The organism is Levilactobacillus zymae (genome assembly GCF_032190635.1).
GTDB lineage: Bacteria > Bacillota > Bacilli > Lactobacillales > Lactobacillaceae > Levilactobacillus > Levilactobacillus zymae_A.
Genome location: NZ_JAVLAS010000001.1, coordinates 236,631 through 252,691, shown reverse-complemented (window position 1 = coordinate 252,691; position 16,061 = coordinate 236,631). Strand labels below are relative to the sequence as shown.

General features: G+C 53.4%; 13 protein-coding genes and 1 pseudogene. 11 read left to right on the top strand and 3 right to left on the bottom strand.

Annotated elements, in window-relative coordinates; translation table 11 throughout:
* From RI501_RS01040 to mnmG, 4 genes are all read left to right on the top strand, one after another.
* The gene (locus RI501_RS01040) at positions 1-834 is read left to right on the top strand and encodes a YidC/Oxa1 family membrane protein insertase (protein WP_313819951.1); all 834 of its coding nucleotides are present in this window, start codon (positions 1-3) and stop codon (positions 832-834) included.
* Between the two features lie 208 nt (positions 835-1,042).
* Positions 1,043-1,834, top strand: a complete 792-nt coding sequence (gene jag / locus RI501_RS01035; RefSeq protein WP_313819950.1) for an RNA-binding cell elongation regulator Jag/EloR — start codon at positions 1,043-1,045, stop codon at positions 1,832-1,834.
* A gap of 185 nt (positions 1,835-2,019) precedes the next feature.
* Positions 2,020-3,411 (top strand): tRNA uridine-5-carboxymethylaminomethyl(34) synthesis GTPase MnmE, encoded by a 1,392-nt coding sequence (gene mnmE, locus RI501_RS01030; protein ID WP_313819949.1) that lies wholly within the window; start codon positions 2,020-2,022, stop codon positions 3,409-3,411.
* A 153-nt stretch (positions 3,412-3,564) separates the two neighbouring features.
* Positions 3,565-5,475 (top strand): tRNA uridine-5-carboxymethylaminomethyl(34) synthesis enzyme MnmG, encoded by a 1,911-nt coding sequence (gene mnmG / locus RI501_RS01025; protein ID WP_313819948.1) that lies wholly within the window; start codon positions 3,565-3,567, stop codon positions 5,473-5,475.
* A gap of 688 nt (positions 5,476-6,163) precedes the next feature.
* On the opposite strand, the gene brnQ is transcribed toward mnmG, so the two are convergent.
* From brnQ to RI501_RS01010, 3 genes are all read right to left on the bottom strand, one after another.
* Positions 6,164-7,504, bottom strand: coding sequence for a branched-chain amino acid transport system II carrier protein (brnQ, locus tag RI501_RS01020; RefSeq protein ID WP_313819947.1), 1,341 nt, complete (start codon positions 7,502-7,504; stop codon positions 6,164-6,166).
* Between the two features lie 97 nt (positions 7,505-7,601).
* Positions 7,602-8,249, bottom strand: coding sequence for an NAD(P)-dependent oxidoreductase (locus tag RI501_RS01015; RefSeq protein ID WP_313819946.1), 648 nt, complete (start codon positions 8,247-8,249; stop codon positions 7,602-7,604).
* Positions 8,250-8,355: 106 nt separating this feature from the next.
* Positions 8,356-8,916, bottom strand: coding sequence for an acyl-CoA thioesterase (locus tag RI501_RS01010; RefSeq protein ID WP_313819945.1), 561 nt, complete (start codon positions 8,914-8,916; stop codon positions 8,356-8,358).
* Positions 8,917-9,044: 128 nt separating this feature from the next.
* Between RI501_RS01010 and RI501_RS01005 the strand changes: the two genes are divergently transcribed.
* The 7 genes and pseudogenes from RI501_RS01005 to RI501_RS00975 all read left to right on the top strand — a co-directional run.
* Positions 9,045-10,262 (top strand): phthiocerol/phthiodiolone dimycocerosyl transferase family protein, encoded by a 1,218-nt coding sequence (locus tag RI501_RS01005; protein ID WP_313819944.1) that lies wholly within the window; start codon positions 9,045-9,047, stop codon positions 10,260-10,262.
* A gap of 414 nt (positions 10,263-10,676) precedes the next feature.
* A complete protein-coding gene (locus RI501_RS01000; protein WP_313819943.1) occupies positions 10,677-10,940 on the top strand; it encodes a hypothetical protein in 264 nt (87 codons plus the stop codon).
* A 124-nt stretch (positions 10,941-11,064) separates the two neighbouring features.
* Positions 11,065-11,610 carry a restriction endonuclease subunit S domain-containing protein gene (locus RI501_RS00995; RefSeq protein WP_313819942.1) on the top strand — a complete coding sequence of 182 codons (546 nt, stop codon included), beginning with the start codon at positions 11,065-11,067 and terminating at the stop codon, positions 11,608-11,610.
* 87 nt (positions 11,611-11,697) lie between these two features.
* A complete protein-coding gene (locus RI501_RS00990) occupies positions 11,698-12,888 on the top strand; it encodes an MFS transporter (protein WP_313819941.1) in 1,191 nt (396 codons plus the stop codon).
* 119 nt (positions 12,889-13,007) lie between these two features.
* Entirely contained in the window at positions 13,008-13,829 is an 822-nt protein-coding gene (locus RI501_RS00985) for a Cof-type HAD-IIB family hydrolase (RefSeq protein ID WP_313819940.1), read from the top strand.
* Positions 13,830-14,196: 367 nt separating this feature from the next.
* Positions 14,197-15,363 (top strand): RNA-guided endonuclease TnpB family protein, encoded by a 1,167-nt coding sequence (locus RI501_RS00980; protein WP_313819939.1) that lies wholly within the window; start codon positions 14,197-14,199, stop codon positions 15,361-15,363.
* 125 nt (positions 15,364-15,488) lie between these two features.
* Positions 15,489-16,052 (top strand): annotated as a pseudogene (locus RI501_RS00975) (MFS transporter); the annotation flags it as partial.
* Positions 16,053-16,061 lie beyond the last annotated feature (9 nt).

The following is a 16,061-nucleotide window of genomic DNA, read 5'->3' as shown; positions in this document are numbered from 1 at the left end:
GTGAAAAAGTACAGACGTACCCTACTGATGTTAGGTATCGTGAGCCTGGTGTTCATTCTCTCCGCTTGTAGTAATAAACCAATCACTAATCAAAGTACGGGGATTTGGGACGGCTTGATCGTCTTAAACTTCTCGCGGGCGATTATCTGGTTGGCGCATTTCTTCGGCAATAGTTACGGGATGGGGATTATCCTCTTTACCATTATCATCCGGATTATCCTCTTGCCGTTAATGATCTTCCAAACGCGCAGCATGCGGAAGACCCAGGAGATTCAACCCAAGGTCAAGGCCTTACAAAAGAAATATTCATCTAAGGACCGGGAAACGGTCCAAAAATTACAAGCAGAGCAGCAAAAGCTGTACTCCGAAGCGGGGATTAACCCGTTATTGGGGTGTTTACCTGCCCTGGTCCAGTTGCCCATTATCTGGGCGCTGTACCAAGCCATCTGGCGGACCGAGATTTTACGGTCGGGGAGTTTCTTGTGGTTACAATTAGGTCACAAGGACCCGTACTTCATCCTGCCAATCCTCGCGGCATTAGCCACGATGGCCAGTTCCTGGTTAACGACTAAGTCGGCACCAGAAACTAGCTCGATGAACACCATGATGGTCTTCGGGATGCCGGTAGTGGTCTTCTTCACTGCCTTGAACGTGCCGTCATCCCTGTCACTATACTGGACGATCTCCTACGTGTTCCAAGTGGGGCAAACCCTCTTGATTCAAAACCCGTGGAAGATTCAAGCCGAACGTGACGCCAAAGAAAAGGCACAAGCCGATCACGAACGCGCCGTTCGGCGTGCCATTCGTAAGGCTAAACAAAGTCGTCGTAAATAAGACGCAACATTAAATGCATTTTAAAGCCGCTCAGCCGTTAAAGCTGGAGCGGCTTTTTTAGGCCTTGGGGATAACTAGCGCATGATTTTTCTAAAAAGTTATCCACCGGGGGATCACGCAGTTGGCGTCGGGGGCCGTTTTTCTCTGACGCTACGAAAAGAGAATGGTATACTAACAAATGATTGAAACGTAGAACGGAGGAAGAACCATGACGATCTTTACGGGGAAAACGGAAGCAGCCGCCATTGCGGCGGGATTGGCCGCGCTAAACGCGACACGCGAGCAGGTGACGGTGCAGGTTGTGACCGCCGCACGTAAGGGGTGGCTGGGGATCGGCCACCGCGAAGCCCAAATCGATGTGCAACTCAAGGTTCCGGCCGCGGCGGTCGCGCCCACGACTAGTCGTGCCCCGCAAGCCCCAGCCAGTGAAAATCCTAAGGCGGCTAGTTCCGCTAGTACTACCCCGCGGGTTGAACCGGCAGTGGCCGCCACAGCGACGTCTGAACAGCCAGCCCACCCGGCCCAGTCCGCGCAAAACAGTGCGCAGCGCCAAGCGGCCATCACGGCGGTGGCCGATTATGTGGCGACCATCGTTGACCAGTTGGGGATCCAGGCCACCGTTGCCGTGCAACAACCCGCTCGTCGTCAGGTCCGACTGGTGCTAACCACCGATAAGGAAGGCCTGTTGATTGGGAAGCATGGGCGGACCATCAACGCGCTCCAGAGTTTGGCCCAACTCTTTTTGAACCATCATGGCGCCGCCCACGTGATCGTGGAACTCGACGTCGCGGATTATCGTGAACGGCGGCAGGCGACCCTGGCTCGTCTGGCCGACAACACGGCCCGGGAGGTGGTGGCGTCCGGTAAGCCAATTTATTTGGACCCGATGCCGTCATTTGAACGCAAACAGATTCACGCGGCGTTGGCGAAAAACCGTTACGTGACTACGTATTCGGCGGGGAAAGAACCCCATCGAGCCGTGGTGATTGAACCGGCCTAGTCGTCGGGATTGACAAATCAGGCAAAGCACCTTATAGTGAAGACAATCATTCTTATCAAGTTTACGATAAAGTAGTGAAAGTACTTTATCCACGTCTGTTAGGTGGCGTGGAGTGGGTGCTTTTTTTTATGGCGTTAAATGACACGCCAGGGTAGTTGGCTTGAACAAGTAAAGGGAGGATCAGCATGGCAACGACCACAGAATTTGATACGATTGCGGCAATTTCGACACCACCTGGTGAGGGGGGCATCGCGATTATCCGCTTAAGCGGTGAAGCCGTCTTTGACGTCATCGAGAAGTTATTTAAGGGCAAGGACCTGCGGCAGGTCGCGACGCACACCATTAATTACGGGCACATCTACGACCCGGAGACGGGCGAGGAAGTCGACGAAGTGATGGTATCGGTGATGCGCGCACCCAAGACGTACACCAAAGAAGATATTATTGAAATCAACTGTCACGGGGGTATCGTGGCCACCAACCGGATTTTACAGCTATGTTTAAGCTATGGCGCACGCTTGGCCGAACCCGGCGAGTACACTAAACGGGCCTTTTTAAACGGCCGGATTGATTTGTCGCAAGCCGAAGCCGTGATGGACCTGATTCGGGCCAAGACCGATAAGTCCATGAAAGTCGCCTTAGACCAGCTCGATGGTGATCTATCGCACCTGATTCGCCACTTGCGCCAGGACATCTTGGATGCGTTGGCCCAGGTGGAGGTCAACATCGACTACCCCGAATACGACGACGTGGAAACCATGACCACCAAGATGTTGTTGGAAAAGGCCACCGAAGTGCAGGCCCAGATCAAGACCCTCTTAGCCACGGCGAAGCAGGGCAAGGTCCTGCGTGACGGGTTAGCGACCGCCATCGTGGGTCGGCCTAACGTGGGGAAGAGCAGCCTGCTCAACCACCTACTACACGAAGACAAAGCCATCGTGACCGACGTGGCCGGGACCACCCGGGACGTCATCGAAGAATACGTGAACGTCAAGGGGGTGCCGTTGAAGTTGATCGACACCGCTGGGATTCGTAAAACGAACGATAAGGTCGAAAAAATCGGGGTCGAACGATCGCGTAAGGCCATCAACACGGCCGATCTGGTGATGCTGGTCTTAAACGCCAGCGAACCGTTGACCGCCGAAGACCGCGAGCTGTTGACCGCCACGGCGCACACCCAGCGTATCTTGATTCTAAACAAGACCGATTTACCGCGGAAGTTGGACCTGGCGGCGGTCAAGGCGGCGGCCAGCGATAGTCCGTTGATCGAAACCTCGATTCTGCAGCGCACGGGGATGGATCAGCTGGAAAGCACCATTGCCCACCTGTTCTTCGACGAGGGCATTGAGTCCAGTCAAAACACGGTAATGGTCACCAACGCCCGGCACATTGGCCTGTTACATCAGGCCAGCACGGCCTTAGACGACGTCAAGCACGGGATCGCCGTCGGGATGCCGGTGGACCTGGTGCAGATCGATATGACGCGCGCCTGGGACTTGCTGGGAGAGATTACCGGTGATAGCTACCAAGACGAGCTGCTCGATCAGCTATTCAGTCAGTTCTGCTTAGGTAAATAGGGTTTATCCACTTGTGGACAACTTTTGAACGGCGTCCGCCGGTTAAACGCAATGATCCCCTTGTGGATAGACTTGGCTTGTTCAGCGAAAAAACGATAAAAAGGCGCTTGAGTGCGGCAATCGCCGGCTCAGGCATGGAGGGAAACAGTAACCATGACGGAAGTAAAACAATATCCTGGCGACGACTACGACGTCATCGTCGTAGGGGCCGGGCATGCCGGTAGCGAAGCTGCTTTAGCGGCCGCACGGATGGGCAACCGGACCCTGTTAATGACCATTAACCTAGACATGGTGTCATTTATGCCATGTAACCCGTCAGTCGGGGGACCAGCCAAAGGGATTGTGGTTCGCGAAATCGACGCGCTGGGTGGCGAAATGGGCAAAAACATTGATAAGACCTACGTCCAGATGCGGATGCTCAACACCGGGAAGGGTCCGGCGGTCCGGGCCTTACGGGCACAAGCCGATAAGCACGCCTACCACGCCGAAATGAAACACACCATCGAACAAGAACCCAACCTGACGTTACGCCAGGGAATCGTCGATGATTTGATCGTGGAAGACAACGAATGTAAAGGGGTCATCACCAACACCGGGGCGCGTTACCGGGCCAAGGCCGTGGTGATTGCCGCCGGCACCGCCGCTCGCGGGAAGATTATCATCGGGGAACTGATGTATTCGTCCGGTCCCAACAACTCCCAACCCGCCAACAAGTTGACGGCGAACCTGCCCAAGTACGGGTTCGAATTGGAACGGTTCAAGACCGGGACGCCGCCGCGGGTGGACGGTAACACCATCCACTACGACGAAACCGACGAACAACCGGGGGATGAAAAGCCTAATCACTTTAGCTTCACCACGCCGGATAGCGCCTACTTGGACCTGAAGAACCAGCTGTCCTGCTGGTTGACCTACACCAATACCAAGACCCACGAGATCATCAAGGCCAACCTCGACCGCGCGCCGATGTTTACCGGGGTGATCGAAGGGGTCGGGCCGCGGTACTGCCCATCCATCGAGGACAAGATCGTGCGCTTCGCCGATAAGCCACGTCACCAGCTCTTCCTGGAGCCAGAAGGCCGCAATACCGACGAATGGTACGTTCAGGGTCTGTCGACTTCGATGCCCGAAGAAGTTCAACAAAAGATCTTACACTCCATTCAGGGGTTGGAAGACGCCCAAATGATGCGGCCCGGCTACGCCATCGAATATGACGTTGTGGCACCGTACCAGTTACGGCCCACCCTGGAAACCAAGATTTTAAAGAACCTGTTCACGGCCGGTCAGACCAACGGAACCTCCGGGTACGAAGAAGCCGCCGGGCAGGGACTGTTAGCCGGGATCAACGCCGGGTTACGGGCCTTAGGCAAGCCAGGGTTTACCCTGAAGCGCTCGGACGCCTACATTGGGGTCATGGTCGACGATTTGGTCACCAAGGGCACCAAGGAGCCGTATCGCCTGCTGACCAGCCGGGCCGAATACCGGTTAATTTTACGGCACGATAATGCCGATCTGCGGTTGACCGCCAAAGGGCACGAGCTGGGTCTGATCAGTGACGAACGGTATCAAGCCTTTTTGGACAAGAAAGCCGCCATTCAGGCGGAAATCGATCGGTTGAACACGATTCGCATCAAGCCCAACGACGCCGTGAACGCCTTTATCGCCAGCCATGGCGATAAGCCGCTGCAGGACGGCGTCACGGCCGCCGTCTTCTTACGCCGGCCGTACGTGGACTACCAGACGTTACTGGACTTCATTCCGGCACCAGAACAGCCGTTAGACCGGCATATCATCGAGGAAATCGAGATTTCCTTGAAGTACGCCGGCTACATCAAGAAGGCCGAGGAAAACGTGATTAAGTTGAAACGGATGGAAGCTAAGGCCATCCCGGCTAACATCGATTACGATGCCATCGACGGCTTAGCCACGGAAGCCCACCAGAAGCTCAAGAAGATTCAACCCGAGACGTTGGCCCAGGCCAGTCGAATCAGTGGGGTCAATCCCGCCGACATCGCTATCCTGAGCGTCTACATCGAGCAGGGAAAGATTGCTAAAACCAAGTAACTGCGTTCAAGCGGGATTAGTTAATTCTTAACGTAAAGTGACCAGTATTTCCGAGTTTGGAAATACTGGTCACTTTTTTACGCCCAACGGGACTAGCTGGGGGCGCCCGGTTAGTTTTCTTATTATTAATAATTGAATATTAATAATAAAAGGTGCCGGTGCCGACGGACGAAATATACAAAAAATTTACAAGGTCTTTGCAAAACCAAAACATAGCGTTGGTATGCTAATAGCACAGTGAACGATTCAGTAACGGCCAAGCCCACGGTGCGAACGCCACGATGACGTTACATAGCTTAGGATTGTGGTTGACGGGGATAACGACGATTCGTTTGGCATGGCAGTTGATGGCCATTGGTTGATGTGATCGTGTTCCGCCATGGGGCGCGGTGAGTTTTCGCCGGGCTTGGTCGGAATCGGACGCTGGGGGAGATGGATTGAGGAGGAGAATTGCCTGGCCAGTTAGGTCGAGCGACTAGCATGAGGGTCGCTCGGCTGACGTCACTGGTCGTCATCCATTGCGTTAATCGTGGCTGGACCGTGAGTGTCCAACCACTAATGATTGGCTCCCTGATAATGGGGTTGGTTCCATGAGTGGTGGAACCGGCCCCGCTCATCCCAAAAGAAAAGCGGCACCCGGTGAGGGGGTGCCGCTTTTTGTGTTCGGTATTACGCTTGCGGGGCAGGACTAAGCCCGATTACCGCGGAACCAAGCCACCGCCCAGCCCACGAGCCCCCCGATTAAAGCGGGGACGGCCCAACCAAAACCGTTGGCGGCGAAAGGTAACTGGGCATTGGCCGCGAGAATGACACGACACCAACTAGCCGCTTGCCAACTGGCGGGCAGGGCACTGGCCGCAGAACCGATTGCGGGAAGTAGGGTGAATAGAATCGTGAGCCCGAAGAGCCACCGCGAGGTTCCTAGTAACGGAGATAGGACCGCCAGCACGATTAACGCAATCGCTAGCGGATAGAGGAACATCAAGACGGGGGTCGAGTAGGCAATCAAGCGAGTTAAGCCGACGTTGGCAAATAGGCAGGGCAGTAACGCCGCTAAACCGGTCAAGACGTTGTAGGGAATCCGGGGGAATAGGTCGTGCATGGTATCCCCGAAGGCCGAGATCAACCCAATTGCCGTTTTTAAGCAGGCAATGATGACCAGTAAGGCTAATAACCCGTTGCCCCAGGTCCCAAAGTAGTAGTGGGCGATCTGGGCTAGTGTGATGCCACCGTTAGCGGCCGGGGAAAAGTGCCCCAGGCTCATGGTCCCAATCAACGCTAACAACGTGTAAATGACACCCATCAAGACCATACTGATGGTGCCGGCTTTGATGGTGTCCTGGGCGATTTGCCGCGGGTCCGTTACCCCTAGGGCCCGAATACTGTCGATGACCACGATGCCGAAGGCCAACGCAGCCAAGGCGTCCATGGTGTTGTATCCCTCGGTGAACCCGCTTAATATGGGGTTCGTCGCGTAGGTGCCGTGACCAGTCCCACCGATGGGACCTAACGGATGTAATAGGGCAGCGCCCATGATGATGGCGAGTAAGCCCAAAAAGAGGGGGGTCAGCCATTTGCCAATGTAGGTCATCAACTTACCCGGGTGGCGGGCCAGGAGCCAGGCGGTAAAGAAGAAGACAACCGAGAAGATGGCTAGGGTCAAGGGTTGCGCTGTAGGCGCTACGAACGGCACAATGCCGATTTGAAAGGACGTGGTGGCTAGCCGGGGGACGGCGAAGAACGGCCCCAGCGTCAGGTATAAGAGGATCGTAAAGGCGTAGGCGAACGGACGGTTGACCTTACTCGCAAGGTCGAAAACGCCGGTGCTGCGGGTCAACCCCATCCCGGTTACCCCCAGTAAGGGGAGGCCGATTCCGGTCAATAACAGTCCCAAGATTGCCGCCCAAACGTGGCTACCAGCCTGCTGTCCCAGGTAAATGGGGAAAATCAGGTTTCCGGCACCGAAGAAGAGCCCGAAGAGCATGGTACCGATAAACCCGGTTTCCCGCCAGGTAAGACGAGTTTTCAAGATAATCGCAACTTTCTATTTAAAGTGTGAAACTCCTACTATCTTAGCAAATTAAAATAAAAACGCTAGTCCCAAACCGGACTAGCGTAAGAATGGGTTAACGATCGGCAACGGTAAAGCGGGTTTGGTGGTGTTGCGGCGTGGTCAACTCGTCGAGAATGGCGTTGGCCATGGTGCCCGCGGAAGTACCGGAGTCACCTTGGGCGTTGACTAGTAGTTCATCGGTTCCTGTGATGGTCGGAACGGCGGGACCGGGATGGAAATTAGCGGCTGGCGAGACGCCGACCCAGTTGACGTTGGTAACGGTCCGTAAAAAGGTCAATTCGGCCAATTGATTTTGGGGGACGCTCACGAAGGCGGCCGCTTGTGGATCCTGTTCGATATCGTGAACGAATAAGTGATGGTCCGCACCGGTCGTCAGACTACCGGCCCCCAAGATGAAGGCCAGCCGCGGCTGGGTGGTGTCTCGTAGTTGGGCCACCAGGTGGGCAGCCAGATCGACATGCCGGTAGGTCTGAGCTGGTGCCGTGGCAAAGGCGTCAATCACGGCGTCGTAGGCGGCCAAATCGGTCGTGGTCAGGGTGAAGGCGTCTTGGACCTGGGTGGTGAGGCGGTCGTTGGCCGGAAGTTGGGCCGGCTTGGCGGTCGACCGGGCCAGAGCGGTGACTTGGTGACCACGAGCTAAGGCTTCGGTGACTAGGGCGGAACCAGCCATTCCCGTTGCACCAATAATTAGAATCTTCATGAACGAATTCCTCCTTAATTAACGCTGGGATTAGTATAGTGACTTTCCCAACAAAAACCAAGAATTTAGCCACGCTGTACCGGGAGATGTTTCACGTGAAACAACGTTAGTCCGTTAACCAGGGCGCAGTTAGGGTCAGGTGTTGGGTTAGCTCGCGTTCACCGGAGCGGCGAACCCGGCGGTCCTGGTAGCGCTGCGCGTAGCCGGCACACAGGTAGTGCTGTTCAGCCGTTTCCGGTTGGATGTTCGGCAGTGTCGGGGCGGCGGGATTATCGAGGACGTAGGTGATAAAGCAAGTGAAGCCTAAGAACCGTTTGCCGGTGGTGAGGTTTTCGCCAATGACCTTGACGAAAACCTCCAGCGAGCGTTTACCGGTTCCCGTGACGTAGGCTTCGAGACATAACGAATCGTCGAGCCGGAAGGGGGCGAGGAAGTTCACGTGATCGAAGGCGGCCGTGACCACGGTAGCGTGGGTTAACCGGACGGCGGCGACCGAAGCGCTATCGTCGACTAGCGATAGAATCTTGCCACCGAAGACGGTTTGGTGTTCGTTCAAATCGGGTTCGAAGACCCGGTGGGTAGTCACCATCAGGGTTTGGTTACAGGTAATGGGTTGAGACGTTGACAAAATAATCACCTCATGAATTTGTGAAATCGCTATCTCCATTCTACCAGAGCGGTTCCCACAATGGCGGTAAGTTACAGGATTATTAATTTTTCACAATAACTCAAGTGTTTCAGGGGAGGTTTACCGATGGCTTTGCTATACTGAGGGCAACTAAGAGTGAAGGGGTGATGAGGGTGAATTACCATGGCGAACCGTTGGACCTAATGCCGACTTTAAATTTGACCCAGATTCGGCCGTTGCTGGAATGCACACTAAGTCTCACGCAACCGATTGACGTCGCGCGTCTGCAAGCGGCCGTCCAGGCGACAAAGGCCGTGGTGCCCCAGATTCAGGGACGGTATAACTTTACCTGGAATCGTTTTGAAGTGGATGACGATCCTCAACGACAACCCGTCATTGAAGAATATGCGGCTAGTCATGATCCCGAACGGGTACGCCTCGACGTCCTGGCGGGGCCTCAGCTTAAGATTCAGGTGATTCATCACGCCGGCTATGACCGGGTACGGTTGGCCATGAGTCGCTTACTAACCGATGGTGAGGGCTTCAAACACTACTTGTACCTCTTGTCGGCGGCCTACGCGGGGGATGATCTGACTAATTTCGTCAACGAGCGGAGTGGTCGGCGCATCGTCAGTTACTTACGCCATCCCCACCGGCCATTGCCGAATCCAAGTGATCTGATACAACCAACGGAACCGTTTCCTACCTTACAAGGAGACATCCACCACCATCACGGCGAGGTGTTGATTTCTCGGTTAGAGACCCGGCGGCTGCAACGCAAAGCACGACAAAAAGGGGTGACCTTAAACGCCGTGCTACTGGCGGCTTATGCGCTGGCCTTGGCCACGTTAACGGGAAACCGGCACTTGGTGATTCCCTACCAGGTTGATTTACGGTTACACGGGCCGGTCGCCGCGACCAACGTGGTCCAGGTGGCCAATTTGACCAGCGAGATGCCCATTCCCATTACGGTCCGGGACTTCGCTACCCTCGAAGACGTGGTGCAGCAGGTTCAAGCAACCTTGTCGGATCGACACGAGCGGTTGGCGTATCTGACGCCGCTGGTCGAAATCAATCGCATGAGTCGGGCCTTTCCACCCCAACTGGTGCGCCATTTAGCCAGCAAGTATCGCCCAACCGCGGCCATCTCGTTTGCCAACTTTGGCCGGATCGACCAAGCACGATTACAGTTCGCGGGCAGTCGGGTTTCGCAGGTCTACTTTGCCGGGGCCTACCATTCCATGCCGTACTTTCAATTGACGGCGAGTGGGTATCGGGATGCTTGGACGCTGGCCTTTCGGATGTTGGGGTCGGAACCGGACTACCAACTCGGTATTAAAATTTTAAAGAACGTGGCAACCCAGTTAACGCAATGGGTCCACTAGAACGCAACGATCCGTCACGGGATCGTTTTTTTATGTCATTTTTCAAAATGACATAAAAAATGCTAGCCGGTACGCACCGATTGGTGGGTAAAGTTTAGGCTTACTGCGTTAATTAATGCTGTCATTAATGCGACGAAAAATTAAATAATGGGAGCGCTGTGACGAAATTCGTTCTATCATGAGTGGGTTTAATCCCGAGTTACCGGGCGATCAGGCTCTCGCCAGTCGGGGTAGGGCGGTCGGTGATCAGTGAGGGCAAGCGCCTAAAATAAATTTAGTAATATTAAAAGATGACGGGCAAAAGGTCGTTAGTAAACGAATATTGCCCAGAAAACGCCCCTTAAATTTACCGTTAAGATTCCTTATGATAGGGGTGAATCAAATCTAGCGATAGTCGAGGAGGCCCAATGAATAATGGAGATTGATGAGAAACTGTTGAGTGGGGTGTATCGTGAAATTTATCGGGCGGAAGGGCCCAAGGTGTTAGAAGACCTGTTCCAAATCTTTCGCGGAAGCACCGTCAATTTTCCACTACACATGAACGACAAGACGCAAGCTAAGGTATACGTGCAGGCACATCCACAGCAGGATGCTAAAAGTTTGGCGAGTCAGCTAGGCTACAACGTACGGACCATTCGTACGTGGCGCAAAGCGGGTCCGGACCAGCCCGAGGTGTAGCCACGTCCTTCAAACACTCGAAACTGGACGACACCGCTTGTGTGGTCCAGTTTTCGTGTTGGTTGACAGAGAAAAGAATGCCGTGCTACATTGAGGGCAAAATGAGGGGAGAAGGTGGCCGTAAATGCGGTTAGGACAGCTAGTGACCATGAAGATGGGCGTCAACCAACGGCGGCTGCCCGGCGGTGTGCCGACCTGTCGCTATACCTATCAGGACCTCCTGAATGATTTGGCGGGGGGCGCGCCGAATGCCCCGACAGATCGGCGACCGGCGGGGACCCACACGATTCAGGTGGGTGACTTAGTGTACAGTCTCACGCGTGACCAGTTAGCCCCGGTGAGTGCCGCAACGGCCGGTAAGGTGTTGACCCAAAACTTTATTCGTTGGCAACTGGTTACGGACCAAGTGACGCCGCAGTATTTATGTTACTGCCTGAACCAGTCGCCGCTGATCGCCCAACAGTTAGGGCGGTTACGGGGAAGTAGCCCCACGGCTAAGTTGTCGTTGGGGCGTCTGCAACAACTCGACGTCCCCATCCTGCCATTAACCGAGCAACGACTATGGGGGCAACTCTACCTCAACCTTCAGCGGCAACGGGCGTTACGCCAACGCTTAACCACGTTACAAACCCAGCTTTTACGGGGGATGGATCTGCAGACATCCCGGTAGTGGGATCGGGCCGGTGGGCCGGGTCCCTTTTTTAGTTGGTTTTCTTTTGCGGAACAAAGGCCTAAACTTTATGAAGGAGGTTTTTGTATGCAGAAGAGAGAAACAAGCCTGTCACGGCGAACCATTTTACTCATGGCGGTGGTGACGGGGGTCATTGTGGCCAATCTTAACTTCATTCAACCGATTGAAAACTTGATTGCCACGGATTTTCAGTTAAGTAAGACGGTGGTCGGGGCCTTAGCCATGGTCACTCAGTTGGGGTACGCGTTTGGTCTACTGTTAATTGTGCCCTTGGGGGACATTTTTGACCGTTACCACCTGATTCAGGTGATGATGGGCCTATCGATCGGGTCACTCCTGTTAGCTTACTGGGCACCTAACGCCGGCGTCTTCGCGGTGGCCACCACGCTGGTTGGGATTACGTCGGTCGCACCGCAGATCATCATTCCCTATGCCGGGTACTTAGCCCCGAGCCTACAACGGGGCAAGGTGTTGGGGATTGTGTTAAGTGGGCTACTGACGGGGATTCTCCTGTCGCGTTCCTTTAGTGGGCTACTGGGAAGTTGGCTTCCCTGGCAGGATATTTACCTGATTGCGGCGGTCATCGATTTAATTTTTCTGTTGATTGTCCATTATCGGTTGCCGCACGATGCGCGGGGCCACCAAGCTCTGCGGTATTGGCCGGTGATTCGCACGCTGCCGCGGTTATTCGGTCAACAGCGGGCCCTCCGCGGTGCAGCCATCAACGGCTTTTGCCTGTTCGGGATGTCGAACGTCCTCTGGTCCACGCTGGCCTTTTATCTCGCGGCCCAGTACCACCTGGGGAGTAACGTCGCCGGCTTATTAGGGCTACTGGGTATCGCCGGTGTGTTAGCGGCCCCCATGATTGGTACGTTGGTCGATCAACGCTCACCCAAGCTCACCATTAGCCTCAGCATGATTCTTTCCGGGGTTGCCTTCGTAATCTTCTGGAGTCTGGGTAGTTGGCTGCTGGGCTTGATCTTGGGCATTATCCTGCTCGACTTGGGAACGCAATTCAGCCAGGTGTCCAACCAGGCGATCGTCCAGTCGTTGAACCGCCAGGCTAGTAGTCGGAATAACTCCGTCTTCATGTTCAGCTACTTTCTGGGCGGGTCCGTTGGCACGTTGAGCGCGACCTGGGCCTGGAGTCAGGCGGGCTGGTTCGGTGTGTGTGGCGTGGCCGCGGTGTTTTTGCTGCTGGCCGTGATTAGCCACCTCATAATTGGTGAGCCGGAGCGGTTGACTAGCGAAGCTTAGATTAATAATAGGAAGTAACGGTGGGAGCAATGTGCCGACCGTTTTTTTCTGGGCTGAACCGTGAAACCAGCTCATGGTTTGTGGTATGCTAAATTGATGATTTTTAAGGAGGCAACGGCATGACGATTAAATTAGTGGCGTTTGACATGGACGGAACGTTTTTGAACGATCAGAACACCTATAACCACCAGCGCTTTGCGGCGTTACTCACTCAGCTGCGGGCCAAGGGGATTCGCGTGGTGGCCGCCAGTGGGTCGCAGTATCAGCGCCTACAAACGCAATTTCAAGAGTTTCAACACCAAATGGATTTCGTTTCTCAAAACGGTGCGGTGGTCCACAGTAACGGTCGGCCATTAATCGTCACGGCCATGACCGCCGCGGCGGTGGCGGCGACGCTGGACGTGATCAATCACCAATTTTCTGCGACGGACATCGCCGAACATATCGTGGTGGGGGTCAAGTCGGCTTACGTTGACGACCGGATCTCGCAGGCCGCTTATGATCTGACGCACCGCTATTACGACCACCTGAAACTGGTGGCCGACCTCCCGACCGTGACGGCGCAACGCTTGGATGACCAGATCACTAGTATCGGTGTGACCTTCCAACCGTCCGTCAACTTTCCGCAGGTGATGACCACGCTCCGACAAGCGTTGCCAGCCGAATTAGCCAGTCAGACGTCGGGCTTTAACACCGAATTGATCAGCGAAAGCTCGGTGAACAAGGCCGCCGGCTTACGCCAGTTGCAGGACAAGTACCAGATTGCCGACGACGAGGTCATGACCTTTGGCGATAATGAAAATGACCTGAGTATGTTGCGGTTGACCCCGTACGGTTACGCGATGGCCAACGCCACTCCGGCCGTGAACGCGCAGGTCACCCACCATACCGGAACCAACAACGCCGAAGGGGTCTTGGACGTCTTGGCCACCTTAGTCTAATTTCAGAAATTGGTCTAGTAGACCGGTTTTCTTAAACCCGATTTTTCATGGAAGCATGAAGAAGCGGGTTTTTAAATTGGTAAATAAAAGCAATTAATTGAAAGCGTTTACAAAAGCGATAAAAAACACTATATTAAAAATGTAAAACGTGAACAAAGGAGTGGATTAACCATGAAACATCGTTTAAGTACGACATTTATCTTTATTGATATTTGGACGAGAAGACACGTGCTTTTAAAGACGTGATGAATTGCCTTAACTTTTTCGTATATTTGTAAACCGTATTACTAGTAAAGCGGACGTATACTAATATCGGAACAGTTACTTGAACAACCCTGAGATAGGCGCCACGAAAGGTGATGATTCGATGCTGAAAGGCATCAAGCTTCGTCTGTACCCGACTCGAGCTCAAGAAGGCCAGTTATGGCAATTGTTTGGCAATAATCGCTTTGTTTGGAATCAAATGTTAGCGATGGCCAAGGCTCGGTATAAAAATAACCCGAGTAGTCGCTTCATCAATGAATATGGTATGGATAATCTGCTCAAAACGCTCAAAACTGAATATCCCTTTCTCAAACTAAGTGATTCAACTAGTCTACAGGTCGTGAACCATCATTTGGCACAAGCCTTTTCAATGTTGTTTGAGCATCGTGGTGGTCAAACACGCTTTAAATCACGCCGGTCAGCTAAACAGGCGTACACCGGCCGATTTCCTGCCAGTACACAGTTAGTGGTGGCTAAACATCGCGTCAAATTACCAAAACTTGGTAGTATCAAGACTAGTAAAACAGGTCAGTTGGTTGATGGTCAAATTAAGCGCTACACCGTTAGTCACGACGCTACAGGACGTTACTATTTGAGTTTACAAGTTGAATTTCCGGAGCCTAAGCCACTTCCTAAAACCGGTGTTCAAGTGGGAATCGATTTGGGCGTAGCTGACCTGGCGATTACCTCTGACGGTCGAAAATATCCTAAATTTCAAGCACCCTGGGAAGAACAACAAGGGACTACATGGCAACGGAAGTTTGATCGGCGCAAACATCAAGCCAAGATCAACGTGATTCAGTGGAACCATGATAAAAATCACCTAATTGAGTTGGAACTCAATGACTATAAAAACTGGCAACGCGCCAGACAAATTAAGGCGCGCTACCAGCGTAAACTCGCTAATCAGCGCAAAGACTACTTGAACAAGCTGACGACTCAGTTGGTCAAAGCCTACGACGTGATTGTGATTGAAGATTTAAAAGTCAAGAATCTGATGCACAATCATCATCTGGCCAAGTCAATTGCCAATGCCAGTTGGTACCATTTTCGAACCATGCTAGCTTACAAGTGCCAGTGGTATGGAAAACAGCTTATTTTGGTGAACCCTAACTATACCAGTCAACAATGTTCTAGCTGTGGGTTTCAAAGTGGTCAGAAAACACTCGAAATTCGTGAATGGACTTGTCCAGAGTGTGGGACACACCACGATCGTGATATCAATGCGGCCGTTAATATCCTACATAGAGGGCTAAAAGCGGCTCAATAAAGTCCATCAGGCTAGGGACTAGCCTTGGTAAAAGAGTTGAGTTCCGTGAGTTAGGTACTCGGAATACCGCCATAACAGCCTAAACACTCCTCAATGTTCCCAGAAGCTCGGTCGTTCACGGCCGAGTAGTTCATTTCTTGCCGCAAGTCTTCATTAAGGGCTTCGGGTTTGCCGAAAGCAGTGCCATCTGGATCTCCGTGGGGATTGGGATTGTGAACTTCGTGGTCACCATCCTGGCGACGGCCATCATGGACAAATTCGATCGCAAGAAGCTGTTGACCTTTGGTTCCGTGGTTATGGCCGTGTCGTTAGGGATTCTAGCTGTGATGAACTTTACCATGAGTATTCACGCGACGGCTATCCCGACCATGATTCTGATTGGAATCTACATCTTCGGGTTCGCCATTTCCTGGGGCCCAATTGCCTGGGTTCTGATTGGGGAAATCTTCCCGTTGAGCGTGCGGGGAATCGGGTCGTCCATCGGCTCAGCGGCCAACTGGATTGGCAACTTCTTGGTTTCCCAGTTCTTCTTGGTCCTGCTGGATGCCTTTCACAACAACGTCGGCGGCCCGTTTGCCATCTTCGCCGTGTTCGCGGTCTTATCGCTGTTCTTCGTCCACTTCTTGGTTCCCGAAACCCGGGGCAAGTCGCTGGAACAGATTGAAATGGATCTGCGGCACGATAACTAAACCAGAGAC

Excerpts from the sequence above, each read along its gene's own strand:
- RI501_RS01010 (WP_313819945.1), bottom strand. The coding sequence starts at position 8,916 with ATGGAGATAGCGATTTCACAAATTCATGAGGTGATTATTTTGTCAACG.
- RI501_RS01000 (WP_313819943.1), top strand. The coding sequence starts at position 10,677 with ATGGAGATTGATGAGAAACTGTTGAGTGGGGTGTATCGTGAAATTTAT.
- mnmE (WP_313819949.1), top strand. The coding sequence starts at position 2,020 with ATGGCAACGACCACAGAATTTGATACGATTGCGGCAATTTCGACACCA.
- RI501_RS00995 (WP_313819942.1), top strand. The coding sequence starts at position 11,065 with ATGCGGTTAGGACAGCTAGTGACCATGAAGATGGGCGTCAACCAACGG.
- RI501_RS01005 (WP_313819944.1), top strand. The coding sequence starts at position 9,045 with ATGAGGGTGAATTACCATGGCGAACCGTTGGACCTAATGCCGACTTTA.
- RI501_RS01015 (WP_313819946.1), bottom strand. The coding sequence starts at position 8,249 with ATGAAGATTCTAATTATTGGTGCAACGGGAATGGCTGGTTCCGCCCTA.
- RI501_RS00980 (WP_313819939.1), top strand. The coding sequence starts at position 14,197 with ATGCTGAAAGGCATCAAGCTTCGTCTGTACCCGACTCGAGCTCAAGAA.
- mnmG (WP_313819948.1), top strand. The coding sequence starts at position 3,565 with ATGACGGAAGTAAAACAATATCCTGGCGACGACTACGACGTCATCGTC.
- RI501_RS00985 (WP_313819940.1), top strand. The coding sequence starts at position 13,008 with ATGACGATTAAATTAGTGGCGTTTGACATGGACGGAACGTTTTTGAAC.
- RI501_RS00990 (WP_313819941.1), top strand. The coding sequence starts at position 11,698 with ATGCAGAAGAGAGAAACAAGCCTGTCACGGCGAACCATTTTACTCATG.
- jag (WP_313819950.1), top strand. The coding sequence starts at position 1,043 with ATGACGATCTTTACGGGGAAAACGGAAGCAGCCGCCATTGCGGCGGGA.